General features: G+C 67.8%; 16 protein-coding genes and 3 rRNA genes. 10 read left to right on the plus strand and 9 right to left on the minus strand.

Going from position 1 to position 24,277, the window contains the following annotated elements:
* The first annotated feature begins 133 nt into the window (after window positions 1-133).
* Window positions 134-1,954: a VanW family protein gene (locus tag O7634_RS08275; protein WP_278149549.1), complete on the plus strand. Its 1,821-nt coding sequence runs from the start codon at window positions 134-136 to the stop codon at window positions 1,952-1,954.
* On the opposite strand, the gene O7634_RS08280 is transcribed toward O7634_RS08275, so the two are convergent.
* From O7634_RS08280 to O7634_RS08300, 5 genes are all read right to left on the minus strand, one after another.
* Window positions 1,927-2,304: a hypothetical protein gene (locus tag O7634_RS08280; protein ID WP_278149550.1), complete on the minus strand. Its 378-nt coding sequence runs from the start codon at window positions 2,302-2,304 to the stop codon at window positions 1,927-1,929. The genes O7634_RS08275 and O7634_RS08280 overlap by 28 nt on opposite strands.
* An 849-nt stretch (window positions 2,305-3,153) precedes the next feature.
* Window positions 3,154-3,270 (minus strand): 5S ribosomal RNA (gene rrf / locus O7634_RS08285).
* An 86-nt stretch (window positions 3,271-3,356) separates the two neighbouring features.
* Window positions 3,357-6,470 (minus strand): 23S ribosomal RNA (locus tag O7634_RS08290).
* Window positions 6,471-6,848: 378 nt separating this feature from the next.
* Window positions 6,849-8,363 (minus strand): 16S ribosomal RNA (locus tag O7634_RS08295).
* The 16S, 23S and 5S rRNA genes sit together here, the layout of an rRNA operon.
* 705 nt (window positions 8,364-9,068) lie before the next feature.
* Entirely contained in the window at window positions 9,069-9,323 is a 255-nt protein-coding gene (locus O7634_RS08300) for a hypothetical protein (RefSeq protein WP_278149551.1), read from the minus strand.
* Window positions 9,324-9,585: 262 nt separating this feature from the next.
* Here O7634_RS08300 and O7634_RS08305 point away from each other — a divergent pair, with 262 nt between their 5' ends.
* From O7634_RS08305 to O7634_RS08335, 7 genes are all read left to right on the plus strand, one after another.
* Window positions 9,586-10,056 carry a PRC-barrel domain-containing protein gene (locus tag O7634_RS08305; RefSeq protein WP_278149552.1) on the plus strand — a complete coding sequence of 157 codons (471 nt, stop codon included), beginning with the start codon at window positions 9,586-9,588 and terminating at the stop codon, window positions 10,054-10,056.
* A 4-nt stretch (window positions 10,057-10,060) separates the two neighbouring features.
* Window positions 10,061-10,237: a hypothetical protein gene (locus tag O7634_RS08310; protein ID WP_278149553.1), complete on the plus strand. Its 177-nt coding sequence runs from the start codon at window positions 10,061-10,063 to the stop codon at window positions 10,235-10,237.
* Window positions 10,238-10,323: 86 nt separating this feature from the next.
* A complete protein-coding gene (trpS, locus tag O7634_RS08315) occupies window positions 10,324-11,385 on the plus strand; it encodes a tryptophan--tRNA ligase (RefSeq protein ID WP_278149554.1) in 1,062 nt (353 codons plus the stop codon).
* Window positions 11,386-11,451: 66 nt separating this feature from the next.
* On the plus strand, window positions 11,452-12,630 hold the full coding sequence (locus tag O7634_RS08320; RefSeq protein ID WP_278149555.1) for a low temperature requirement protein A: 1,179 nt from the start codon (window positions 11,452-11,454) through the stop codon (window positions 12,628-12,630).
* 96 nt (window positions 12,631-12,726) lie between these two features.
* Window positions 12,727-13,074 carry a YciI family protein gene (locus O7634_RS08325; protein ID WP_278153909.1) on the plus strand — a complete coding sequence of 116 codons (348 nt, stop codon included), beginning with the start codon at window positions 12,727-12,729 and terminating at the stop codon, window positions 13,072-13,074.
* 11 nt (window positions 13,075-13,085) lie between these two features.
* On the plus strand, window positions 13,086-14,336 hold the full coding sequence (locus O7634_RS08330) for a DUF6596 domain-containing protein (RefSeq protein WP_278149556.1): 1,251 nt from the start codon (window positions 13,086-13,088) through the stop codon (window positions 14,334-14,336).
* Between the two features lie 18 nt (window positions 14,337-14,354).
* Window positions 14,355-14,945: an HAD family phosphatase gene (locus tag O7634_RS08335; protein WP_278149557.1), complete on the plus strand. Its 591-nt coding sequence runs from the start codon at window positions 14,355-14,357 to the stop codon at window positions 14,943-14,945.
* Between the two features lie 4 nt (window positions 14,946-14,949).
* Here O7634_RS08335 and O7634_RS08340 read toward each other — a convergent pair whose 3' ends face one another.
* From O7634_RS08340 to O7634_RS08355, 4 genes are all read right to left on the minus strand, one after another.
* A complete protein-coding gene (locus O7634_RS08340) occupies window positions 14,950-15,921 on the minus strand; it encodes an NADP-dependent oxidoreductase (RefSeq protein ID WP_278149558.1) in 972 nt (323 codons plus the stop codon).
* A 159-nt stretch (window positions 15,922-16,080) separates the two neighbouring features.
* A complete protein-coding gene (locus tag O7634_RS08345; RefSeq protein WP_278149559.1) occupies window positions 16,081-17,148 on the minus strand; it encodes a DUF916 domain-containing protein in 1,068 nt (355 codons plus the stop codon).
* Between the two features lie 91 nt (window positions 17,149-17,239).
* Window positions 17,240-19,219 (minus strand): metallophosphoesterase family protein, encoded by a 1,980-nt coding sequence (locus O7634_RS08350; protein WP_278149560.1) that lies wholly within the window; start codon window positions 19,217-19,219, stop codon window positions 17,240-17,242.
* Between the two features lie 143 nt (window positions 19,220-19,362).
* On the minus strand, window positions 19,363-20,421 hold the full coding sequence (locus O7634_RS08355; protein WP_278149561.1) for a HupE/UreJ family protein: 1,059 nt from the start codon (window positions 20,419-20,421) through the stop codon (window positions 19,363-19,365).
* A gap of 340 nt (window positions 20,422-20,761) precedes the next feature.
* Here O7634_RS08355 and O7634_RS08360 point away from each other — a divergent pair, with 340 nt between their 5' ends.
* Both O7634_RS08360 and O7634_RS08365 read left to right on the plus strand, forming a co-directional pair.
* Window positions 20,762-21,424, plus strand: a complete 663-nt coding sequence (locus O7634_RS08360; protein ID WP_278149562.1) for a hypothetical protein — start codon at window positions 20,762-20,764, stop codon at window positions 21,422-21,424.
* Between the two features lie 169 nt (window positions 21,425-21,593).
* The gene (locus O7634_RS08365) at window positions 21,594-24,098 is read left to right on the plus strand and encodes a hypothetical protein (RefSeq protein ID WP_278149563.1); all 2,505 of its coding nucleotides are present in this window, start codon (window positions 21,594-21,596) and stop codon (window positions 24,096-24,098) included.
* The last annotated feature ends 179 nt before the right edge of the window (window positions 24,099-24,277 follow it).

Consider the following 24,277-nt stretch of genomic DNA (forward strand, 5'->3'; position numbering starts at 1 on the left):
GGCACGACACGCCGACGGACACGCGGTAGCAGCGCCGGCCCGGCGCAGCCTACGAGGACGGCCCGGCATTGGTTACCGTAGGTGCCTCCGGGAGGGAAGGGCCTCCCCGAGCACCCTGGCGATCGAGGTTGCAGTGACGCTGTACGGCGAAAAGAATCCCCCCGCCGACGACCGGCCCACGGTGCAGGTCACCGCGGTCACCTGGCCGGATGACGGCGCGGCGCCGGTGACAGCTACCGCGCCCGGAGAGCCGGACGACGGCCCGCGCCGGTCGCGCCGGGGCCGGATGCTGCTCGCGACCGGTGTCACCGGCGCCATCGTCGCCGCCATCGCGGGCGCCGGCGCCTGGGCGTACGCCGGCGACGTCCCCCGTGGCACCACGGTGCTCGGCACCGAACTGGGCGGCCGGAGCCGCGCGGAGGCCGACCGCCAACTGCGGGCCGAGTTGGAGAAGCGGGCGGCACAGCTCGCCGCCCCGCTGAAGGTGACGGTCGACGGGCGGACCGCCGAGATCAAACCCGAGGACGTCGGGCTGGCCATCGACGTCGCGGCGACCGTCGCGGCAGCGGCGGAGGCGTCCGCGCACCCGGTCAGCCGGCTGGTCGGCTCCCGCACCGTCGACCCGGTGGTGACAGTCGACGTGGCCCGCCTGGACGACGCGCTCCGCACTGTGCTCGGCAAGCAGGCCCAGGGCATGACGATGCCGGCGATCACCTACAAGGGCACCACGCCGAACGTCGTACCGCCCAAGCCGGGGCTGACCCTCGACCCGCAGCGCTCCGCCGAGGTGGTCCGCGCCGGCTGGCTGGCCAACACCCCGATCACCGTGCCGCTGGTCGAGAAGCACCCGGCGACCACCCCGGAGGAGTTGGACCGGCTGGTCACCGAGTTCGCCAAGCCGGCGGTCGCCGCGCCGGTCACCCTGCGCACCGGCAAGGGCTCACTGCTGATCCCACCCGCCGCCATCGCGAAGAGTCTGCGGTTCACCGCCGACAAGACCGGCAAGCTCACCCCGTCGGTGGACGTCAAGCGGCTACGGGCTGCGCTCGGTGACGACCTCGAGGCCATCGAGGTGTCACCCAAGGACGCCACGATGACCATCTCCGGCGGTCGACCGGTCACCACCGAGGGGCGCCCCGGGCAGCAGGTGGACACCGAGGCGCTCAGCCGGGACCTGCTGGCGGTCCTACCGAAGTCGGACGGCCGCGAGGTGAACGGCGAGCTGAAGACGACACCGCCCACACTGACCGCGGACAAGCTGGCCGGCCTGGGCATCAAGGAGCGGGTGTCGACCTTCACCACCCGCTTCACCGGTGGCCTGACCTCGGCGCGCAGCCAGAACATAGTGACCATCGCGAAGAAGGTGGACGGCACCGTCGTCCTGCCCGGGAAGACGTTCTCCCTCAACGGGCACACCGGCGAACGCGGCTACGCCCAGGGCTACCGCGACGCGCCGGTCATCCTCGACGGCAAGCTGGTGCCCGGTGTGGGAGGCGGCACCTCACAGTTCACCACCACGCTGTTCAACGCGACCTACTACGCCGGCCTCGAGGACGTCGAGCACAAGCCGCACTCGTACTGGTTCGACAGGTACCCGGCGGTGATCGAGTCGACGATCTTCTGGCCGAACCTGGACTTCAAGTTCCGCAACAACACCGAATACGGCGTCCTCATCGACACCTCGTACACGTCCAGCTCGATCACCGTCTCCATCTGGAGCACGAAGATCTACGACAGCGTGAAGACCGAGTACAGCCCCCGTCGCAACATCACCGCGCCGAAGAAGATCCACCTGGAGCCCGGCCCCTCGTGCATCGAGACCAACGGCATCAACGGCTTCACCCAGGACGCCTTCCGGGTCATCAAGAAGGGCGGGGTCGTGGTGAAGCGGGAGAAGTTCACCTGGCGCTACGACGCGGAGCCCCGCTACGTCTGCGGACCGAAGCCCTCCTGAGGACCGACTCTCCCTGACGTCCACTCGCGGCCTCTGCCGCCATCTCGCCTGCGGTCCTGCCCGCTGGTGGGCCCGTGCCCGCTGGCGGGGCCGTGCCCGCTGGCGGGGCCGCTGCCGTGCCCGTCGCCGCGTCGCCGGCCGCCCTGTGGCGGCACCGGCGCCAGGCGCGTCTCGTGTACGCGGATCTCGGCCCGGAACCGGTGCGCGGCGGGATGCCACATCTCCTCGAACGGGCCCATGACCTCACCGCCGATCCCGCGACGACGCACCCGGACCCCGAGCCACCAGAGGCTCCACAGGATGCCCGCCAGGCAGCTCGCGAACGCCAACAGGATCACTACCTCATCCACAGCCCGAGCCTAAGCGCCCGGTCAGGTTCGGCCAGCCCGGTGAACGTCCCGGGTTTCGTGAACTTCGGGCATCCCGGCCCCCGGGTAGGGCCGACATTCGGCCACGCCCCCGCTGATCGACTCGGGTTTCGTGAACTCGGGGCATCCCGGCCCCCGGGTAGGGCCGACGTCCGGGCACGGCCCGCGCTGATCCACTCGGGTTTCGTGAACTCGGGGCATCCCGGCCCCCGGGTAGGGCCGACATTCGGCCACGGCCGCGCTGATCCACTCGGGTTCCGTGAACTCGGGGCATCCCGGCACCCGGGTAGGGCCGACATCCGGCCACGGCCGCGCTGATCGACTCGGGTTTCGTGAACTCGGGGCATCCCGGTGCTCGGGTAGGGCCGACATCCGCGCAGCCCGAGGTTGGCCACGCGGGTTCCGTGAACTCGGGGCGTCCCGGTGCTCGGGTAGGGCTGACTTCCGGCCAGGCCCCGGTGATCGACTCGGGTTTCGTGAACTTGGGGCATCCCGATGGCCGGGTAGGGCCGACGTCCGGGCACACCCCCTGGTGATCGACTCGGGTTTTGTGAAGTCGGGGCATTCCGGGGCTTGGGTAGGGCCAACCTGCGGGTACGCCTGCGCTGGATCGGCCCCGGGCTAGCGGGGTGCCGGGATATCGGGGCTACCCACCGACCGGATACCCCCGATACCACGGAACCCGGGGGTCGATCACCGCCCCTCAACCCCCGCCAGCCGTCAAGGCAGCCCTTCAGTAGCCGCGGTGCGGCCTACAAGGCAGCCCCGCAGGGGGGTCGGGAAACGCGAATAAGCCCACCCCGTTTACGGGGTGGGCTTATTCGGAAGATTGTCCGGCGGCGTCCTACTCTCCCACACCCTCACAAGTGCAGTACCATCGGCGCTGGAGGGCTTAGCTTCCGGGTTCGGAATGTAACCGGGCGTTTCCCCTCCGCCATGACCGCCGTAACACTATGAACATATCAAACAACCCACGGCATGATCACGCGGGTGTTCGCTCGTTCAGAGTTGCACAGTGGACGCGTAGCAGCTTAGTAGTCAAGTCCTCGGCCTATTAGTACCGGTCAACTGAACCCGTTACCGGGCTTACATTTCCGGCCTATCAACCCAGTCGTCTAGCTGGGGGCCTTACCCCACCAAAAGTGGGTGGGATACCTCATCTTGAAGCAGGCTTCCCGCTTAGATGCTTTCAGCGGTTATCCCTTCCGAACGTAGCTAACCAGCCGTGCCCTTGGCAGAACAACTGGCACACCAGAGGTTCGTCCGTCCCGGTCCTCTCGTACTAGGGACAGCCCTTCTCAAGTATCCTACGCGCACGGCGGATAGGGACCGAACTGTCTCACGACGTTCTAAACCCAGCTCGCGTACCGCTTTAATGGGCGAACAGCCCAACCCTTGGGACCTGCTACAGCCCCAGGATGCGACGAGCCGACATCGAGGTGCCAAACCATCCCGTCGATATGGACTCTTGGGGAAGATCAGCCTGTTATCCCCGGGGTACCTTTTATCCGTTGAGCGACACCGCTTCCACTCGCAAGTGCCGGATCACTAGTCCCGACTTTCGTCCCTGCTCGACCTGTCAGTCTCACAGTCAAGCTCCCTTGTGTACTTGCACTCAACACCTGATTGCCAACCAGGCTGAGGGAACCTTTGGGCGCCTCCGTTACCCTTTAGGAGGCAACCGCCCCAGTTAAACTACCCACCAGACACTGTCCCTGAACCGGATAACGGTCCGAAGTTAGATACCCAAATCAACCAGAGTGGTATTTCAAGATTGCCTCCACCCATACTGGCGTATGAGCTTCACCGGCTCCCACCTATCCTACACAAGCTAACTCAAGTACCAATGTCAAGCTATAGTAAAGGTCCCGGGGTCTTTCCGTCCTGCCGCGCGTAACGAGCATCTTTACTCGTACTGCAATTTCGCCGGGCCTGTGGTTGAGACAGTGGGGAAGTCGTTACGCCATTCGTGCAGGTCGGAACTTACCCGACAAGGAATTTCGCTACCTTAGGATGGTTATAGTTACCACCGCCGTTTACTGGCGCTTAAGTTCTCCGCTTCGCCCCCAAAAGGAGCTAACAGGTCCCCTTAACGTTCCAGCACCGGGCAGGCGTCAGTCCATATACATCGAATTACTTCTTCGCATGGACCTGTGTTTTTAGTAAACAGTCGCTTCCCCCTGCTCTCTGCGGCCATACAACGCTCCACCCGCGCGGGGCTTCACGTCTCCGGCCCCCCTTCTCCCTAAGTTACGGGGGCAATTTGCCGAGTTCCTTAACCACAGTTCGCCCGATCGCCTCGGTATTCTCTACCTGACCACCTGTGTCGGTTTGGGGTACGGGCCGCTCAGAACTCGCTAGAGGCTTTTCTCGGCAGCATAGGATCACTGACTTCACCTGAATCGGCTCGGCATCACGTCTCAGCCTTCATGTGTTGCGGATTTGCCTACAACACGGCCTACACGCTTACCCCGGCACAACCACCGGCCGGGCTCAGCTACCTTCCTGCGTCACCCCATCGCTTGACTACTACCCGCCAGGTTCCCACGCTCCCCAACATCAACCCGAAGGTATCCGTCAGTTTGGGTGGTTAGCACAACGAGGTTCATCAGGGACGCTCTTTCGCGGGTACGGGAATATCAACCCGTTGTCCATCGACTACGCCTCTCGGCCTCGCCTTAGGTCCCGACTCACCCAGGGCGGATTAGCCTGGCCCTGGAACCCTTGGTCATCCGGCGGAAGGGTTTCTCACCCTTCTTTCGCTACTCATGCCTGCATTCTCACTCGTGCCGCGTCCACAACTGGGTCACCCCGCTGCTTCACCCCCGGCACGACGCTCCCCTACCCATCCACACACCTGCACGCACCATCAAGGGCACGCGAAGTTAAAATGTGAATGCCACAGCTTCGGCGGTGTGCTTGAGCCCCGCTACATTGTCGGCGCGGAACCACTTGACCAGTGAGCTATTACGCACTCTTTAAAGGGTGGCTGCTTCTAAGCCAACCTCCTGGTTGTCTATGCGACCCCACATCCTTTTCCACTTAGCACACGCTTAGGGGCCTTAGCTGGTGATCTGGGCTGTTTCCCTCTCGACTACGAAGCTTATCCCCCGCAGTCTCACTGCCGCGCTCTCACTTACCGGCATTCGGAGTTTGGCTGATTTCGGTAAGCTTGTGGGCCCCCTAGACCATCCAGTGCTCTACCTCCGGCAAGAAACACACGACGCTGCACCTAAATGCATTTCGGGGAGAACCAGCTATCACGGAGTTTGATTGGCCTTTCACCCCTAACCACAGGTCATCCCCCAACTTTTCAACGTTGGTGGGTTCGGCCCTCCACGCGGTCTTACCCGCGCTTCAGCCTGCCCATGGCTAGATCACTCCGCTTCGGGTCTAGGACACGCGACTGAATCGCCCTATTCAGACTCGCTTTCGCTACGGCTCCCCCACACGGGTTAACCTCGCCACATGCCACTAACTCGCAGGCTCATTCTTCAAAAGGCACGCCGTCACCCCGCAAGGCTCCGACGGATTGTAGGCGAACGGTTTCAGGTACTATTTCACTCCCCTCCCGGGGTACTTTTCACCATTCCCTCACGGTACTCGTCCGCTATCGGTCACCAGGAAGTATTTAGGCTTACCAGGTGGTCCTGGCAGATTCACGGCAGATTTCAGGGGTCCGCCGCTACTCGGGAACACCCACAGAAGGTCAGCAACTTTCACCTACCGGACTCTCACCGTCTACGGTCAGCCTTCCCAGACTGTTCGACTAGCCACTGACTTGATAACTCCTCGAACAAGTGTCAGCTTGTTCAGCAGGGTCCCACAACCCCGACCACGCAACCCCTGACAGGTATCACACGCAGCCGGTTTAGCCTCAATCCGCTTTCGCTCGCCACTACTCACGGAATCACTAAATTGTTTTCTCTTCCTACGGGTACTGAGATGTTTCACTTCCCCGCGTTCCCTCCACACACCCTATGTGTTCAGGTGTGGGTGACTGGACATGACTCCAGCCAGGTTTCCCCATTCGGACACCCTGGGATCACAGCTCGGTTGACAGCTCCCCCAGGCCTATCGCGGCCTCCCACGTCCTTCATCGGCTCCTGGTGCCAAGGCATCCACCGTTCGCCCTTGACAACTTGACCACAAAGATGCTCGCGTCCACTGTGCAATTCTCAACAAACGACCAACCCACAACCCCACAGCCCCACACCAAACCCAACACCAGTTGGCGGTATGCGAGACCAGGCCATGCCTGGCGCCTCAACGAGCCACACGCTCGCCACAAGGCTCTGAAAGCAACAACCACCGGTTGTTCCTTCAGGACCCAACAGGGTGCTCACGCCCTCCCCAGCCGCACCAGAACATTACCGTTCCCACCACCCCCGAAGGGAAATGGCTGTACTAGGCGTCCCGGCCGTTGCCAAGGAAAAACTTGCCAGTGTCTCCGCCATCGAGCACCCCGACCCGACACTCGCGGATCGCGGGCTCCTTACCGACTTTCGTCGGAAGGTGCTCCTTAGAAAGGAGGTGATCCAGCCGCACCTTCCGGTACGGCTACCTTGTTACGACTTCGTCCCAATCGCCAGCCCCACCTTCGACGGCTCCCTCCACAAGGGTTGGGCCACCGGCTTCGGGTGTTGCCGACTTTCGTGACGTGACGGGCGGTGTGTACAAGGCCCGGGAACGTATTCACCGCAGCGTTGCTGATCTGCGATTACTAGCGACTCCGACTTCACGGGGTCGAGTTGCAGACCCCGATCCGAACTGAGACCGGCTTTTTGGGATTCGCTCCACCTCACGGTATCGCAGCCCATTGTACCGGCCATTGTAGCATGCGTGAAGCCCTGGACATAAGGGGCATGATGACTTGACGTCATCCCCACCTTCCTCCGAGTTGACCCCGGCAGTCTTCGATGAGTCCCCGCCATAACGCGCTGGCAACATCGAACGAGGGTTGCGCTCGTTGCGGGACTTAACCCAACATCTCACGACACGAGCTGACGACAGCCATGCACCACCTGTGACCGCCCCCGAAGGACCTCCCATCTCTGGAAGTTTTGCGGCCATGTCAAACCCAGGTAAGGTTCTTCGCGTTGCATCGAATTAATCCGCATGCTCCGCCGCTTGTGCGGGCCCCCGTCAATTCCTTTGAGTTTTAGCCTTGCGGCCGTACTCCCCAGGCGGGGCGCTTAATGCGTTAGCTGCGGCACAGGGAACCGGAGAGGCCCCCCACACCTAGCGCCCAACGTTTACAGCGTGGACTACCAGGGTATCTAATCCTGTTCGCTCCCCACGCTTTCGCTCCTCAGCGTCAGTATCGGCCCAGAGACCCGCCTTCGCCACCGGTGTTCCTCCTGATATCTGCGCATTTCACCGCTACACCAGGAATTCCAGTCTCCCCTACCGAACTCTAGCCTGCCCGTATCGACCGCAGGCTTGGGGTTGAGCCCCAAGTTTTCACGGTCGACGCGACAAGCCGCCTACGAGCTCTTTACGCCCAATAAATCCGGACAACGCTCGCACCCTACGTCTTACCGCGGCTGCTGGCACGTAGTTGGCCGGTGCTTCTTCTGCAGGTACCGTCACTTCCGCTTCGTCCCTGCTGAAAGAGGTTTACAACCCGAAGGCCGTCATCCCTCACGCGGCGTCGCTGCATCAGGCTTCCGCCCATTGTGCAATATTCCCCACTGCTGCCTCCCGTAGGAGTCTGGGCCGTGTCTCAGTCCCAGTGTGGCCGGTCGCCCTCTCAGGCCGGCTACCCGTCGTCGCCTTGGTAGGCCATCACCCCACCAACAAGCTGATAGGCCGCGAGCCCATCCCAAGCCGAAAAACTTTCCACCCAACCCCATGCGAGGTCAGGTCCTATCCGGTATTAGCCCCCGTTTCCGAGGGTTATCCCAAAGCTTGGGGCAGGTTGCTCACGTGTTACTCACCCGTTCGCCGCTCGAGTACCCCGAAGGGCCTTTCCGCTCGACTTGCATGTGTTAAGCACGCCGCCAGCGTTCGTCCTGAGCCAGGATCAAACTCTCCAACAAAAAATTGGAAAACAATCCTGACAACAAACAAATGTTGCCAAAGGAATCCCAACCAACCAGCAAAACTGGCCAGTCCGGGGTATAAATCATAATTGGCACTGGCTTTACAAGCACCCTGTTGAGTTCTCAAAGAACAACCACACACCGACCCGAAACCCCACTCACGTGAGGCCCCAACCCGGGGCTATCCCTACCGCATCCCCGCCGCTCTCGCGCCGGGCACTTTTACTACGTTACCTCACCGTCTCTGCCGTGTCAAACCGGTGTGTCCCGGTCTGTCGTGCTTCGTACGGGTTGGCACCGACACACTCACGCAGCAGCGAACCGCTGCATCAGGTGATCGGATTTGGCAGGCCGGCCGCTGCGGTGTCCCGCACGCTCGCCCGGTGCCCTGCCGGTCGTCAACCTTACCCGGTCGGCTGCGCCGCACCAAATCGGCCTGCGGCCGATCCGGCGAGCCCCGCCCGGACCGCGTCGTCCAGGAGCGAACCCCTGGTTGACCCGGCTGCCAGCCCTGGTTTGGCGCTCCAGGACCTTCGTCCTGTTTGCCCCGTTCCGCGCTGGCAGAGAGAAAGTTACGCGTCCGGAGGTTTGATCGTCAAATCGGGGGGTGGAGGCGGCCGTCACATTTCGAGCCATCAGCCGTTTTCGCAGCTCAGGCCCACTTCAGCGAACGCGGCCTCGGTTCGGTGGTCGTACCCAGGGTCAGGACGCGCGACCGCGACGGGCGGCCAACCAGGCCCGGACGCCCAGGACACCGACGGCGGTGCCGATCGCCAGCGACGCAAGGATCAGCAGAGCGTGCACCCACAGGAAGCTGGTGGCATCGCCGTCGGCAACCCTGCCGGACTCCCAGGAGCGCGGGTCCTGCCAGATGGCCACCGCGAACCTCGGCCAGATCACCCAGGTCCAGACTCCGACCCCGACCAGGAAGACGGCCCACGCACGTGACAGCACCATGGCAGCCGAGTATGCCAGCGCACCTGGTCAGCGGCCCCCATCATGGACCGGAAGACCGGGGCGACGACGGCGCCGTGCCGGAAGCCCGGCGCGCCGCCGTCGGGCGCCCGCAGCCGGAGGATCTGGCCCCTGACCGGCCGCACGGGCAGGCCGGTAAGCGCGGGCGCCGCCGCGCGACCTACCTTCCGCACCCAGTTTCCGAGGGCAGTGGTTCGGGCACTGGAAGAAGGGACAGCTGAGGACGAGTCCTGGAGGTGTCCCCGTGCAACAGTCGATGTTCAACCCCTGGGCCTGGCGTGACCCGTCCGCCCTCGCTGGCGGATACACGCTGGCCACGCCATCGGTCACCCCGCCGGATGACCCGGACGGCGGTCCTGACGGTCCGGATGCGCCCGGCCCCGGCACACCGGTCGACCTGGTGGGCTACCAGGTGCAGGCCAGCGACGGACGCGTCGGCACCATCGACGAGACCAGCGACGAGGCGGACGCCGGCTACCTGGTGGTGGACACCGGGCCGTGGATCTTCGGGCAGAAGGTGCTGCTGCCGGCCGGCACCGTGGAGCGGGTGGATCACCAGGAACGCGTCGTCCACGTCGACCGTACCCGTCAGGAGATCAAGGACGCGCCGCCGTTCGACAGGGATGCGGGTGACCCGGAATACCGGGAACGCGTCGGCGCCTACTACACCGACAGTCACCTCCCCCCACCCGGCGGGGTTCCGCGGGTAATCTGAGGCCATGGTCCGGGCGGGCAGCTGCGCGTCGGAGGCGGTCGACCTGGTCGACGGCCTCCCCTTCGACGCCCTGCCCGGCATTCCGGCCGGCTCCGGCGACAGCCGTGAGCAACTTCTGAACGTCCTCCGTGCCGGTGGTCTGCGGTTCCGCGCCGGCGCGCGATGGCGGGCGGCTCGCTGAGTCGACCCCGCTGACCGAGAGGGCTTGCACCGTCCCTCTCGGCGCGCGCCCGCGCAACCCACCACCTGAGTACGAGAGGCAGCACCATGTCCGTCGCACGAATGCTCACCGGCGACCGGCCCACCGGCCGCCTGCACCTTGGTCACTACGTCGGCAGCATCGCCAACCGGGTACGGCTGCACCACCGCTACGAGAGCTTCTTCATCATCGCCGACCTGCACATGCTCACCACCCGCAACCGTCGCGAGGACATCGACCAGGTCTCCGGCAACGCCCGCGAGATGGTGACCGACATCCTCGCGGCCGGCGTCGACCCGGCACGGGCCACCTTCTACCTCCAGTCGGCCATCCCGGAGGTCGGCGATCTCAACACCCTGCTTCAGAACCTGGTGACGGTGCCCCGGCTGGAACGGGTTCCCTCGCTCAAGGACATGGCCCGGGACGCGGGCAAGGAGGAGATGCCGTACGGGTTGCTCGGTTACCCGGTGCTCCAGGCCGCGGACATCCTCTGCGTGAAGGGGGAGGTCGTCCCGGTCGGTCGTGACAATGCCGCGCACGTCGAGGTCACCCGGGAGATCGCCCGACGGTTCAACCACCTGTACGGCCCGGTCTTTCCGGTGCCCGAGCTGATCCCGGCGGACACGCCGAGCCTGGTGGGCACGGACGGCATGGCCAAGATGAGCAAGAGCCGGGGCAACGCGATCGCCCTCTCCGACGACGCGCCGACGGTTCGTCGCAAGGTGCTCGGCATGTATACCGACCCGAAGCGGGTGCGCGCCGACGTGCCCGGCACCGTGGAGGGCAACCCGGTCTTCGCGTACCACGAGGTGTTCAACCCGGACCGGGACGAGGTCAGCGACCTGGCCCGGCGGTACCGGGCCGGCCGGGTGGGCGACGTCGAGGTGAAGGAAAGCCTGATCGTGGCGTTGGAGGAGTTCCTGGCGCCGATCCGGCAGCGTCGCGCCGAGATCGAGGCCGACCGGGGCCTGGTCGACCGGCTGATCGTCGAGGGCACCGAGCGGACGCGCCAGGAGGTGCGCCAGACGGTTCTGGAGGTACGCCGGGCGATGGGACTGACCGGCGCGTACCAGCAGGTGCGGCGGCGGGCCGAGCGGAGCAGGCGTCGGACGACGACGACGGCGACCTGACCGTCGAGCGGGGGATCGGTCACGCATCGACCGGTCGACGCCCGACCGGTGCCGCAGACTGCGAGGATGAGGGGGATTCTCGCCATTCGGCCGGTACCGGTCGGGTCACCGCACCGGACCACGATGTTCGAGATCTTCTTCGACCTGGTCTTCGTCTTCGCCCTTACCCGGGTCATCACGTTCATGGCCGGATCTCCGAGCGCGCTCGCCCTGGTGCAGGGGCTGATCCTCCTTCTGCTGCTGCTCTACTCCTGGGGTCCGTACACCTGGGTGGGGAACCTGGTCCGGGCCGATGTCGGCCTGGTCCGGGCGGCGACCCTTGTCGCGATGGCGGCGATCTTCGTCGCCGCGCTGGTGTTGCCGGAGGCCTGGCAGCAGAGCGCGGAGCTGTTCGACGCGCCGCTCACCGTGGCCCTGGCCTACGTGGTGGGCCGGGCCGTGCAGCTCGTGATCCTGTTCCGGGTGAGCGCGACCGACCCGCCGCTGCGCTCGACGCTGCGCTTCTTCAGGGTGCCGGTGGTCCTGGCGTGGTTTCCGCTGGTCGGCGGCGCACTGCTCGGCGACACGGCCCAGACGGTGCTCTGGATCGTCGCGTTGGTCGTGGACATCGGCGGCGCGCGGATCGCGTCCGCCTTCCGGCCGTGGCAACTGCGCAGTGTGGACCACTTCACCGAGCGGTTCGGGCTGGTGCTCATCATCGCGCTCGGCGAGTCGTTGATCTCCGCCGGCACCGGGACGCGGACGATGGCGCCGGTCGGTGCGGCGGTGCTGGCCGCGCTGCTCGGCCTCGCCAGCACCGTCTGTCTGTGGTGGCTCTACTTCGACCGGCTGGCGCCCGCCGCGCGGCAGGCTGTCGGCGACGCGCCGGATGAGCGACGGGCCGGCGTCGCCGGCGACGCGTACGGCCTCGGGCACTCGCCGCTGATCATCGGTGCCATCTATGTGGCGCTCGGCATCGAGAAGGTGATCACTCAGCTCACCGAGGAGCACCCCGGTCGGTTGGGTTGGGAGGCCGCGACGGCGCTCTACGGCGGCACCGCCCTCTACCTGCTCAGCCGCCTGGTCTTCCGGCGGCTGACGGTGCACGCGGTCGGCCCGACACAGGTCGTCGCGGCGCTGCTGCCGCTGGCTCTTCTGCCGATCGGCCGGTCTCTGCCTCCGTTGGCGGCGTTGGCCCTGTTGACCGCCTTCCTGGTCGGGGTCACCTGGTACGAGCGTCGGATGGACCGCCGCCACTCGATCTGAGAAAACCGGGCGGGCCGTGTCGACATCGGTGGCCCCCGTTCGTCGTCATGCTGTACGGCGAGACGCCGCACCGAGAGGAGTCGAGACGTGAAGTACATGCTGCTGTTCATGAGTCCGCTGGTCGATGGAGAGGTCGAGGAGAACGGGTGCGCCGTCGAGGACTGGATCCGCTACGACCGGGAGATGAAGGACGCCGGGATCTGGGTCTCCGGGCATCCGTTGCAGGACCTCACCACCTGCACCTCGGTGCGGGTCGGGCCTGCGGGTGAGCGCACGATCACCGACGGGCCGTTCGCCGAGACCCGGGAGCTGCTCGGCGGGTACGACGTCATCGACGTACCGGACCTCGACGCCGCGCTGGAGTGGGCGGCCCGCAGTCCCGGCGCCACCGGCGGCGGGTCCGTCCAGGTACGCCCGATCGCCGAGATCGACGTCCCGGTCTGACAGTGCCCGACGTGGAGGGGACGACCGTCGGGTCGTCGGTGGAGGCGGTGTTCCGGGAGGAACGCGGCCGGCTGCTCGCGTCGCTCGTGCACCGCTTCGGTGACCTGGACCTGGCCGAGGAGGTCGCGTCCGAGGCCATCGAAGCGGCGCTCGTGCGCTGGCCGGTCGACGGCGTCCCGAGTCGACCGGGCGCGTGGTTGCTCACCACTGCCCGCCGCCGCGCCGTCGACCGGCTGCGCCGCGACCGGGTGCTGGCGACACGGCTCGCCGTACTCCGGGCGGAGGCCGAGCGGGCCGACCCCGCGCCGCCCGCCGACGCGGACCGCGACCTGCCCGACGACCGGTTGGCCCTCTTCTTCACCTGTGCGCACCCGGCGCTGGCCGCGCCGGATCGGGGGGCGCTCACCCTGCGCTTCCTCGCCGGCCTCACCACCGGCGAGGTCGCGCGGGCCTACCTGGTGCCGCCGGCAACCATGGCCCAGCGGCTCGTCCGGGCGAAACGGAAGATCCGCGACGCGCGGATCCCGTTCCGGGTGCCGGGCGCCGACGAGTTGCCCGACCGCCTGCCCACCGTGCTCCAGGCCGTCTACTCGGTCTTCACCGAGGGGTACGCCGCCAGCGCCGGCCCGGATCTGCAACGGATCGACCTGGCCGAGGAGGCCATCCGGCTGGGCCGGATCCTGCGTCGGCTGCTGCCCGCCGAGCGGGAGGTCGCCGGGTTGCTCGGCCTGATGCTGCTGGTCCATGCCCGCCGGGCCGCGCGTACCGGGCCGGACGGCGCCCTGGTGCTCCTCGACGAGCAGGACCGGGGCAGGTGGGACCAGCGGATGATCGAGGAGGGCCGGGGCCTGGTGGTGGTCGCGTTGACCGGCCCGGCACCCGGTCCGTACGGGGTGCAGGCCGCGATCGCCGCGCTGCACGACGAGGCCGCCGACGTGGCCAGCACCGACTGGCCGCAGGTGGTGGCGCTCTACGACGTGCTGCTGAGGCTGACCCCCTCGCCGATCGTCGCGCTCAACCGGGCCGCCGCGGTGGCCATGCAGGACGGACCGCAGGCGGGGCTCGCGCTGCTCGACGAGTTGGCCGACGACCCGCGGCTGCGCGGCCACCACCCCTACCCGGCGGCGCGGGCCGACCTGCTGCGCCGGCTCGGCCGACACGACGAGGCCGCCGAGGCGTACCGCGACGCGCTGGCGCTGGTCGGCACCGAACCGGAGCGGGCGCACCTGCTGCGCCAGCTCAGGTCCGTCGCGACCGAGTGAGCGCTGTACCCTTCCCGGGTGAGTCTGCCTCTGCCTTCCGGCCAGTTCGCCGCGTACCTGTTCGACTGCGACGGCACCATCGTCGACTCCATGCCCTTGCACTACGTGGCCTGGCAGCGGGCCCTGGAGGAGTGGGGCTGCGAGTTCCCGGAGGATCTCTTCTACGCCTGGGGTGGGCGACCGACCGCCGACATCATCGTCGCCCTGAACGAGCAGCAGGGCCTGGCCATGCCGGTGGCGACCGTCGTCGAACGCCGGGAGAGCTACTACCAGGAGTTGCTGCCGCAGGTGGCCGCCGTGCCCGAGGTGCTGGAGCACATCCACGACGCGCACCGGCGGGTTCCGTTCGCCGTCGTCTCCGGCAGCACCCGCGCCGCGGTCACCGCCTCGCTGGACGCGCTCGGCCTGCTGGACCGCTTCGACGTGCTGGTCTGCGCCGAGGACTACACCCGGGCCAAGCCCGACCCGGAGGCGTTCCTGCTGGCGGCGGAGCAGCTCGGCGTGGCGCCGGAGTCCTGCCTGGTCTTCGAGGACACCGACCTCGGCATCCAGGCCGCGACCGCCGCCGGCATGGCTTCGGTACGCGTGCCGCAGCAGCGCGTCAGCTGAGGTCTCAGGCCACAGTGAGCAGGAGCTTCCCGGCGTAGGACGTCTCCAGGCGCTGGTGCGCCTCGCGCACCCTGCCCAGCGGGAACGTCTCCGCCACGTGCACGACGAACGGGCCGGCCTCGATGAGTTCGTTGAGGCGTCGCAGCTGTCGGGGGTTCGACTCCCCGTCGTACGCCCGCACGACGACGCCGGGTCGCTCGGTGGGCTCGGGCCGCACCCCGTGCGCGAACCCGACCACGCCACCGTCGACGAGCGCCTCGGTGAGCCGGTCCAGGGTCGGGCCGCCGGCCATCGCCAGGATGCCGTTCACCCCGGCCGGCGTCGCCTCCCGGATGCGGGCGAGCACGTCGGTCAGGTCGCCGTGGCCGTCGAGGGACACGTCCGCGCCGAGACGGGTGACCAGCGCGACGCCGTCCGCGCCGGACGCCACCGCGATCACGTTCAGTCCTTGCCGCTTGGCCATCTGCACGGCGAGGTGACCCTGGCCGCCGCTCGCGCCGAAGACCAGCAGCCAGTCGCCGGCCGACAGGCTGAGCGTGTCGAGTCCGGCGAGCGCGGTCAGCGCGTCGGTGGACATGGCACCGGCGTGCTCCACCGGTACCCCGTCGGGCACCTTCGCCGCGTACTGGGCCTGGACCGCCGCGTACTCGGCGTAGAAGCCACCCTTGGGCCGGGTGGCGGCGGAGACGTAGACCAGGTCGCCCACCGCGAGGTCCGTCACCTGGCCGCCGACCGCGACCACGGTTCCGGCGCCGTCGGAGCCGGGCACTATCGGTAGGGAGGAGCCCTCCGGCACCAGCACACCCTGCCGCTCGTACACGTCCCACACCCCGACGCCCGCGCTCCAGACCTTGATCAGCACCTCGTCGTCGGCGACCTCGGGGATCGGCAGCTTCCGCAGGGTGATCACCTCCGGCCCGCCGAACTCGTCCAGGGCCGCGGCCTGCATCCGCTCTGGCAGATCCCCGTCAACCATGTGGATTCCCCCTCCGTGCCGGCGTCACCGTCGCAGCATGCCGGCTCGGCAACGGGCGTGGCCCGGGGCCGAGCGCCGTTCACCCACACGGACGACCACCTGCTGGCGCGGCCGGGCCGGGCGGTGGCCGCCGCCGACGAGCGCCGACCGCAGCCGGGGTCAGGTAGTCCGGGGCTGCTGACCGCGGAGCGCCTGCTCGACGGCGTCACGGACGCGGGCGTCCTCGCGGGCCTTGCGCTGGGTCCGGTTACGGCGGTGGTACCGGTACGCCCCGACGGCCACGGCGACCAGCACGACGAGCACGAGTAGCAGCAGCCAGGGCAGGGCCCAGCCGTGCGCGGTGACCTCGACCGGCTTGAGCGAGGTGGTGGAGCCCGAGGCGTCGGTGAGCAGGGGTGTCAGTGTCGCTGTCGCGGCCAGCGAGATGGTCGGCGCGACGCCGTGCACCGGCACGGTCACTGTCCAGCGCTCACCGGGCAGCAGCTCCGGCGGCGCGGTGATGTCTGCGGCTCGTACCCGCAACAGGCCGAACGGCCCGGAGACCGCGACCGCCTGCTGCCCGGACAGGGCGGCGTTGCCGACGTTGTGGACCTGGTAGGTGATGGTGGCGTCGCCCTTGGCGAACGGGTTGACCGAGCCGGCGTACCGCACGTGCAGGTTATCGATCGCGAGGCTCGGCTTCAGCTCGCCGCCCACCCGCAGCTTGATCCGGATGCCGAGACGCCGGTCGACGTTGATGCCCTCGGCCTGGTCGGTCTGGGTGAGCGCGGTGAGGATGCCGCCGACGTAGTCCCCGGGCGTGGCATTGTCCGGAACCCTCATCGAGAAGGGGACCTGGGCTGTCTTCCCGGGTTGGATCACCACGGTGTCGGTCTGCGCCTTCACCCAGGCGCCGACCGCCACGGACTTCTTGTCGGTGGTCAGCAGGTCGAGTTGGCCCGCTTCGGTGGTGAAGCCGTCGGCGGCGTACACCGCGAGGGTGAGCGGCGCGGGGCCGCGGTTGGCCACCACCATGGCGTCCTCGACCGCGCCACCGGGGTTGACGTTGTAGCTGTAACTGGACCGGGCTTCGCCGTAGCCGTTGGAGGCCGTCCGGACCGTCCAGGCGACGTTGCCCTCCGCCGCCGTGGCGGGGGCGACGCCGACGCCTGCGGCCACGACGGCGGCGAGCACTGACAGTGCTGTGGTACGGACGAGCGTCTTCCAGCGCGCTACGGACGATTGCATGTCGGGTCCTTGAGGTGATCTTGGGAGAGCGTCACATGGGTGGCGGGGCGGGCCCCCGAAGGTGCCCACCCCGCCCGGTGGAGTGGAACGGTCAGCTGCTCAGCGCGGTGATCGTGAGGGTGGTGCGGTAGCTGCCCTTCGCGATGCTGTCCGGGATCTTCAGATCCAGGTCGGCACCGAGCTTGGCGCCACCCCGGGGGTGGCCCTGGGCGGCAGCGCCCAGTGCGCTGGAGACCGAGAGGCCCTTGCCCTGGTCGTCGTAGGACGACAGGACCGGCGCGCCGGCCTCGGCGCCCGCGCCGGTGTCGAGCACGTACGGGGTCCAGCCGAGGTAGGAGCCGGAGAAGGTCTTCTCGGCGTCGGAGAAGTCGCCGACGTTGGCCGAGATCGACCACGGGGCGAGCGAGCGCCGGCTGTCCGACACCAGGATCGGGTTGATCTTGCCGGTGGCCTGGAAGTAGGTTCCGTCGCGCTCCTGGGCGGTGCCCAGGTCCACCAGACCGTTGTAGCCGTCGATCGTCCAGCCGAACTCGCCCGGAGCCGGGTTCGGCACGTTGACCTGGATGGCCTGGCCGTCACCGTGGTACGGGTGCACCGTCACGTTGTCGACGATCGAGCCGACCGGCTGGCCCTCCGGAGTGTTGACGCAGGAGAGGCCGTTCTCGACCGACGCGTTCGGCGCGGCGCAGGTGCCGCTGCGAATGTTGGCCAGCACCAGCTTGTCGCCGCGCACCTGCACCTTGACGTAGCTGCGGACGTGCTCCTGGTTCTGCACCGAGTTGTACCAGTACTTGTCCGGGTCCAGCGGGTCCGGCCCGTTACCGCGGATGCCGGTGCCGCTGCCGTCCGGCTTCTTGATGTCGTAGTACTTCGAGCCGGAGGCCGAGTTGGCGGTCACGTAGATGACGCCACCGGGGCCGGGGAACACGTCGGCAGCGCCCGGCTTCTCCGCCGGGTTCTCCTTCTGGCCGTTCTTGATGGAGTAGCTACGCGAGTAGCTGTGGTCGTGGCCCTGGAGCACCATGTCGATGCCGAGGTTGGAGAAGGCGGTGGTGAAGTCCTCGCGCCGCTGCTTGTTGTCGGTGTCGGTCGCGTGGCTGGCCGGGGAGTAGATGGAGTGGTGGTAGACGAGCACCTTCCACTTGGCCTCGGAGCCGTGCTTGTTGACCACGTCGGTGATGTACGCGACGTGCGCCGCGTCGCCGGCGTTGCCGCCGTCGGTCGGCAGTTTGTAGCTGTTGCTGTTGATGTCGATGAACAGCACGTCCTTGTAGACGAACCAGTAGTCGCCACCGGACTTGGTGCCCGCCGGGTTCCCGTTGTCGTAGTACGGGGCGGTGCGGTCGGTGTTCGGGGTGAAGTGGTGCTGCTCGTACGACTTGCCGCCGACGTCGTGGTTACCGATGGTCGCCACGACGGGGTACTGCCGTAGCTGGTCGGGCGCCATGAACGAGGTCCACTGGCCCTCGTCGTTGGCGGACTCGACGTGGTCGCCGCCGGAGACCAGCAGCTCGGCGTTCGGGTTGGCGGCGGTGGCCACCTTCAGGGTGTCCTCCCAGCCGGCCTGGTCCTTCAGCCGGTCGCCGGACGAGCCGATCTGCGGGTCGCCGAAGAACAGGAAGTCGTAGTCGCCCTCGAAGTCCCGCGTCTTGAACGCGTACGTCGGGGACCAACTGCCCTCCGCGCCGACCCGGTACGAGTACGCCGTGTTCTCGCGAAGGTTGCTGATCGTGGCGTGCCGGTTGAAGCCGGTGGTGGAGGTGTTCGCCGCGCCGACGGCGTCGAACGTGATCGCGCCGGCCGGGAACTCGCCGTTCACGATCTCGGCGGTCGGGGCGAGTTGGATCTTCTGCGCGGTGTCGGCGGAGGAGTACCAGGTCACGATGCGCTGGGTCTCGTTGGCGCCGACGCCGAGGATCACGCTACTGATCGTGGCCGACTCGGCCGCGCTCGCGGTGACCGTCAGGCCACTGCCGAGGGCCGCGCCCATGCCCAGGAAGCCGGCTGCGACCCCGGCGACCAGGCGCCGCCGCACGAGCCCGGAGGCCCGCGCCGAGGTGCTCAATGTCATCGACATTGTTCCCTTTTCGAATAGAGGAATGGATGTTTCTTCGCCCGACGCTGGGGAAGCGCACCCACGCTTTCGCCGCCCGATGAACCAACCATGAACATGATCTTGCGGAAGACTGCACTTCACGAACTACTTAGCCTTACTCAGGACCCGGAAATGCGCTGCACAAACCAGACGATCCCCATGACGGACACGGCTGCGGAAACCGCCCCGGTCGCCCAGACACCAACTTTCGGCGCGCGGTGGCGCAGCACGAGAAGCAGCGGAAAGACGACAGCGATAATCGTCAACTGAACGACCTCGATACCGACGTTGAACACCAGCAGCGACCAGAGCAGGGTCCACGACCACGCCTCGTCGATGCCCAACGCGCCGGCGAAGCCCAGGCCGTGCACGAGGCCGAAGCAGAACACCACGCCGAGGCGGACCCAGCCGGCCCGGTCCAGACTGAGGTGTCCGCGCCCAGCCACGTCCAGGTCGGCCGCGTGCGTACCGCGCCGCCGGATGCCCCACAGGTGCCAACCGGCGACGACGGCGATCGACAGGGCGATGACCGGCTCCACGACCCTCCCCGGCACCTCGACCAGGCCGAGCGCCGCGAGCATGAACGTCACCGAGTGCGCCACGGTGAAGCTGGTGGCCGCGAGCACGATCTCGCGCAGCCGCCGGGAGCCGGCGATGAGCGCCAGCAGGAACAGGATGTGGTCGATGCCGGACAGCAGGTGCTCGGCACCCAGGAGGAAGAACTCCCCGAACCGCTCGTACCACGCCTGGGCGGTGGAGAACGCCGGGTGGGCGGCGTCCAGCGCCGCGCTGCCGGAGCGACCGTCGATCTCGTAGGTGACGATCGTCTTGGTGCCCTTGACGTAACCCTCGCGGTCCGGGAAGAGACCGCTGCGCACCTCGTGCGCGTCGCTCCTCTCCGGGCAGGTCCAGTCCAACAGCAGATCCGCGTACGGCACGCCCTCGCGAGCGCCGATCGTCGCGTCCCCCACCTGGCTCGGCCGGCAGGCCGTACCCCCGGAGGCGACCGAGAAGCGGTCGGAGACGTAGCGGAGCACCGCCGGGGCGTGGCTGGTCAGCGCCGCGGCCTGGGCCGCGGCGTCACCCGCCTCGAAGGCGGCGGTACCCGCCCGGAAGAGCGGATCGTCGTCACCGGCATCCGCGGCGGAGACGACGAGGAGGTCGTACTCGAGTTCCACGGCCGTGCGGATGTGACCCTCGTCTCCCGCCGAGATCGTGCTGTAAACGGTCGACGAAAAACCGTGCGCGGACGCCGGCGCGGCGCCCAGAAACGGGACCACCGCCGCGGCGAAACCGACAGCGGCGACGATAACGGTACGGCGGATGCGGCCGGACATACGACTCCCTCAGTTGGCCAGTGCACGGTGCATGGCACGGGTGAACAGCAACCCGCACAGCGACGAACCGCCGGGAAACAAACAGCCCGACCGACCGACCGTCGATTCGCGCCCGCCGAAATTGCGATAGGAATACGAAGCACAACGCGCTTTCCCATCACCATCCGAAAGGACGACCACCGTGCGTCCCCCGCTTCGGGCCGTTGCCCTGCTGGCCGTGACCGCCGCGCTGCTCGCCGGCTGCGACTCCGGCGACGACTGGGCGCGGCCGCGTCCGACGCCGAGCGCCATCGGCACTCTCGGTCCAGGGTTCGTCGACCCCTCCGCGAAGCCCGCGCCGGAAGCGACGATCACGCCGCAGCCGGGCTCGTGGGCCGGCGTCCACCCGCCGAGGGGTTACCGGGTCGTCCTGCTCACCAGCGGTGACGACACACCGACCAGAGCCCTCGTCAGCGCGGTACAGGAGTGGGCCGAGGAGGAGCACGTCGACCTACGGACGACCGCCATCGCGGACGCGCACGACATCGTTCCCCGCATCGCCACGGCGATGGAGATGGGTCCGGACCTCGTCGTCAGCGCCGGCAACGATCTCATCGACGCGCTCGCCCTGGTCACCCCGAACCACCTCGACGAGAAGTTCCTCGTGGTCGGCGCGGAGCTGGCCGAGCCCACGCACAACGTCACCGCCGTCGACTGGGACGGGGCGTCGTTCCGGGGGGAGGGGCTCGGCATGTCCTCGACGTACGACCCGGCGTCGTTCACGTCCGAGCGCTGCGCGTCGGCCATCCGCGCGGGAGTGGCAGCGGTCCTCAACGACCTGACCGGGATCGTGGTCTGGCTCTGACACCGGGCGGACACATCGGTCGACGCAACCGTTCGGCTGATCTTCGTGGGGGCGGAAAGACGGGCTGCCGTCAACGGGCGCGGCGTGCGATCCTTTGCCGGTTGATCATGGCCGGGGCCGGCACTGGAGGCAGGGTTTGCGGACCGCTTCACGCATCCACCGACGAATCGTGTCGCTGGGCGTCGCCATCACGCTCGGCTGCGGCGCGGCGGTGGGGCTCACCTCGGCCACCGCCACCGCGGCAGCGAGCGCCCCGACCGACCTCAGGACCGCCGGTCAGCAGTGCGCCAGCGCCGCCCCGGGGCCGTACCTGAGCCCGAGTCGCCTCGGTATCGCCCAGGCCGTCTCGCTACAGGGCACCCACAGCGGTACGCCCCGGAGCGGTCGGCAAGCGGACTTCCAGGTCTGGGACGTCACCGACCCGGCACATCCGCAGCAGTGGCTCGTCGAGATGGGCGGGACGAGCGACACGGTCCACGTCCAACTTGAGGACGCGTCGCGGCAGCTCGACGGCGTCACCTACGCCTGGAAAGTGCGTGTCCTCGACGGCGCGGACGCGTCACCGTGGAGCGACACCTGCCACTTCACCATCGACCGCAGCGGAGGCCCGGCGCCAACTGTCACCTCCGCCGACTACCCCGCCAGCGGCAGCGGCAGTCCCGGTGGCGCGATCGGTGTCCCCGGGGCGTTCACGCTGACCTCGGCCTCGGCCGACACCGTCAGCTATCTCTACACGTTCTATTCGGCCGAGCTGCCCGACGAGTACCAGGAAGCCACAGTGGACGCCACCGGGCTCGGTGGACCGGCCGTCGTCACTGTCACACCGAAGGCGGCCTCCCACCATTCACTCACGGTCTACGCCATCGACCGTGCGGGAAACAGGTCCGAGCGGGCGGTCCACACGTTCTACGTCAGGGAGACCCGACCGGAGGTCTTCTCCGCCGCGTATCCGGAGTCGACGCCGAACCCGAACTACAACGTCGGCGTGCCGGGCGCGTTCGATTTCCGGGCCACCCTTGCCGGCACGGTGTCCTTCGCGTGGCGGATCGACGAGGGCGGGCCGTCCGGCACCGTGTCGGCCGATGCCAGCGGAAAGGCGACGGCGATGATCGCCCCGACCCGTGGCGGCCCGCAGACCCTGCACGTCCACAGCGTCACCCGTGACGGCACCGCGCACGCCCCGCGCGCCTACTCCTTCACCGTCGACAACGCCCCGGTCCTCACCGGCGACACGCGTGGGGAGGTGACCATCGGTTCCTCGCTCACCATCCACCTCACTCCGCGCGCGCCGCAGGTCGTGGAGTACCTGTACTGGCCGGAGTACTCGGGCCTGGACGAGCGGCCGGTCGTGAAGACCACAGTGCCGGCCCGCCCGGACGGCAGCGCCGACCTCGTCTGGACCGCCACCGAGACCCGCGTCGACGGCCTGCGGATCCAGAGTCGGAGCGCGGACGGCACCCTGTCCACCCCGCGCTGGCTGAACGTCTCGGTCGACGGCGCGAGGCCGACGGTGACCCGTACCGGCGACACGGCGGCCGGCACCTCGTCCACCTTCACCGCACGCAGCTCGATGACCGACATCGTCGAGTACGTGGCGACGCTGAACAGCGACGACAACACGAAGAAGGTGCTCCGTCCGTCCGCCAACGGCGCTGTCACCTTCAGCTTCACCACGATGGCGATCGGCCACAACCACGTGAGCGTCATCGCCCGTAACGCCGCCGGGGTGCAGACGGAGGAGGGCGCCGCGGTCTGGACGACGACGGACGAGCCGCAGGTCAGCTCGGCCGACTTCCCGGTAAACGGCAGCGGCCGACTGGCCACCGGCACGTTCACCTTCAGCTCGTACCTGCCCGACACCGTCGGCTACCAGTACTCGGTGAACGGTGCGCCGTACGTGAAGGTCCCCGCCCGTGCCGACGGTACCGCGCAGGTGACCTGGACGCCGACGGCCGAGGGCGCCCACAGCCTGAAGGTTCGCCGGGTCAGGACCGAGGGCTTCCCTTCGGCGATCACCGACTACCGCTTCGCGGTCACCGCCGGTGTCACCACCGTCACCTCGGTCACTCCGGGCACCGTGCCGGCGGGTGACCTCCGCACGATCACTGTCCACGGCACCCGACTGCATCCGGACGACAGGGTCGAGGTGACCCCGGTGGACAGGCTGCCGAGGCGGGCCTGGGTGAAGACGGTCTCGGCGGACCGCAGGACGCTCACCGCCGAGGTGGATCTCCACCTGGTACCGGAGGGTACGGCCACCCTGACCCTGCACCCGTACGGGATGCTCAAGCCGCTGGTTCTGGACAACGCGTTCACGATCGGCCCACCCCCACCGCTGCAAGTGGTTCGGCCACCCACCATCAGCGGCACGGTGGAGGTCGGCGCCACCGTCACGGCGGACCCGGGCGAGTGGTCGCCCAGCGCGGACAGCCACTCGTACCAGTGGTCGGCGAACGGCGTCGAGATCTGGCGGGCGAATACCCCTACGTACACCATCCCCCTGGCGCTGCTCGGGCAGCGGCTGACGGTCACTGTCTACGCCGGCCGGGACCGTCACACCACGACCACGGTCACCTCGGCTGCCGTCGTCGTCGACAGGGGCAAGCGGCCCCCGCGTCGAACGGTGATCCGCCCGGACACGCCCTGGTCGACTCCGCGCCAACCACAGACCTGACCATCCGGCTGACGCCACCGCGCTGATCGGCCGCCGGAAACAGCCTGCTCGGCAACCTGCCAACCACGGCTCGGGCCCACCTGCAACAGCTCCACATGGGACTCTCGTGTCAGCAGGTGGCGCTCGATGCCTGCGATCCACAATGGGGGAGACACCAGTGCGGACACCTTTGCTCGCTC

The organism is Micromonospora sp. WMMD1120, assembly GCF_029626235.1.
Taxonomy (GTDB): domain Bacteria; phylum Actinomycetota; class Actinomycetes; order Mycobacteriales; family Micromonosporaceae; genus Micromonospora.

Coding starts and splice junctions, on each gene's coding strand:
- O7634_RS08300 (WP_278149551.1), bottom strand. CDS start 9,323: ATGGTGCTGTCACGTGCGTGGGCCGTCTTCCTGGTCGGGGTCGGAGTC.
- O7634_RS08310 (WP_278149553.1), top strand. CDS start 10,061: ATGGTCCGGGCGGGCAGCTGCGCGTCGGAGGCGGTCGACCTGGTCGAC.
- trpS (WP_278149554.1), top strand. CDS start 10,324: ATGTCCGTCGCACGAATGCTCACCGGCGACCGGCCCACCGGCCGCCTG.
- O7634_RS08320 (WP_278149555.1), top strand. CDS start 11,452: ATGAGGGGGATTCTCGCCATTCGGCCGGTACCGGTCGGGTCACCGCAC.
- O7634_RS08325 (WP_278153909.1), top strand. CDS start 12,727: ATGCTGCTGTTCATGAGTCCGCTGGTCGATGGAGAGGTCGAGGAGAAC.
- O7634_RS08340 (WP_278149558.1), bottom strand. CDS start 15,921: ATGGTTGACGGGGATCTGCCAGAGCGGATGCAGGCCGCGGCCCTGGAC.
- O7634_RS08345 (WP_278149559.1), bottom strand. CDS start 17,148: ATGCAATCGTCCGTAGCGCGCTGGAAGACGCTCGTCCGTACCACAGCA.
- O7634_RS08350 (WP_278149560.1), bottom strand. CDS start 19,219: ATGACATTGAGCACCTCGGCGCGGGCCTCCGGGCTCGTGCGGCGGCGC.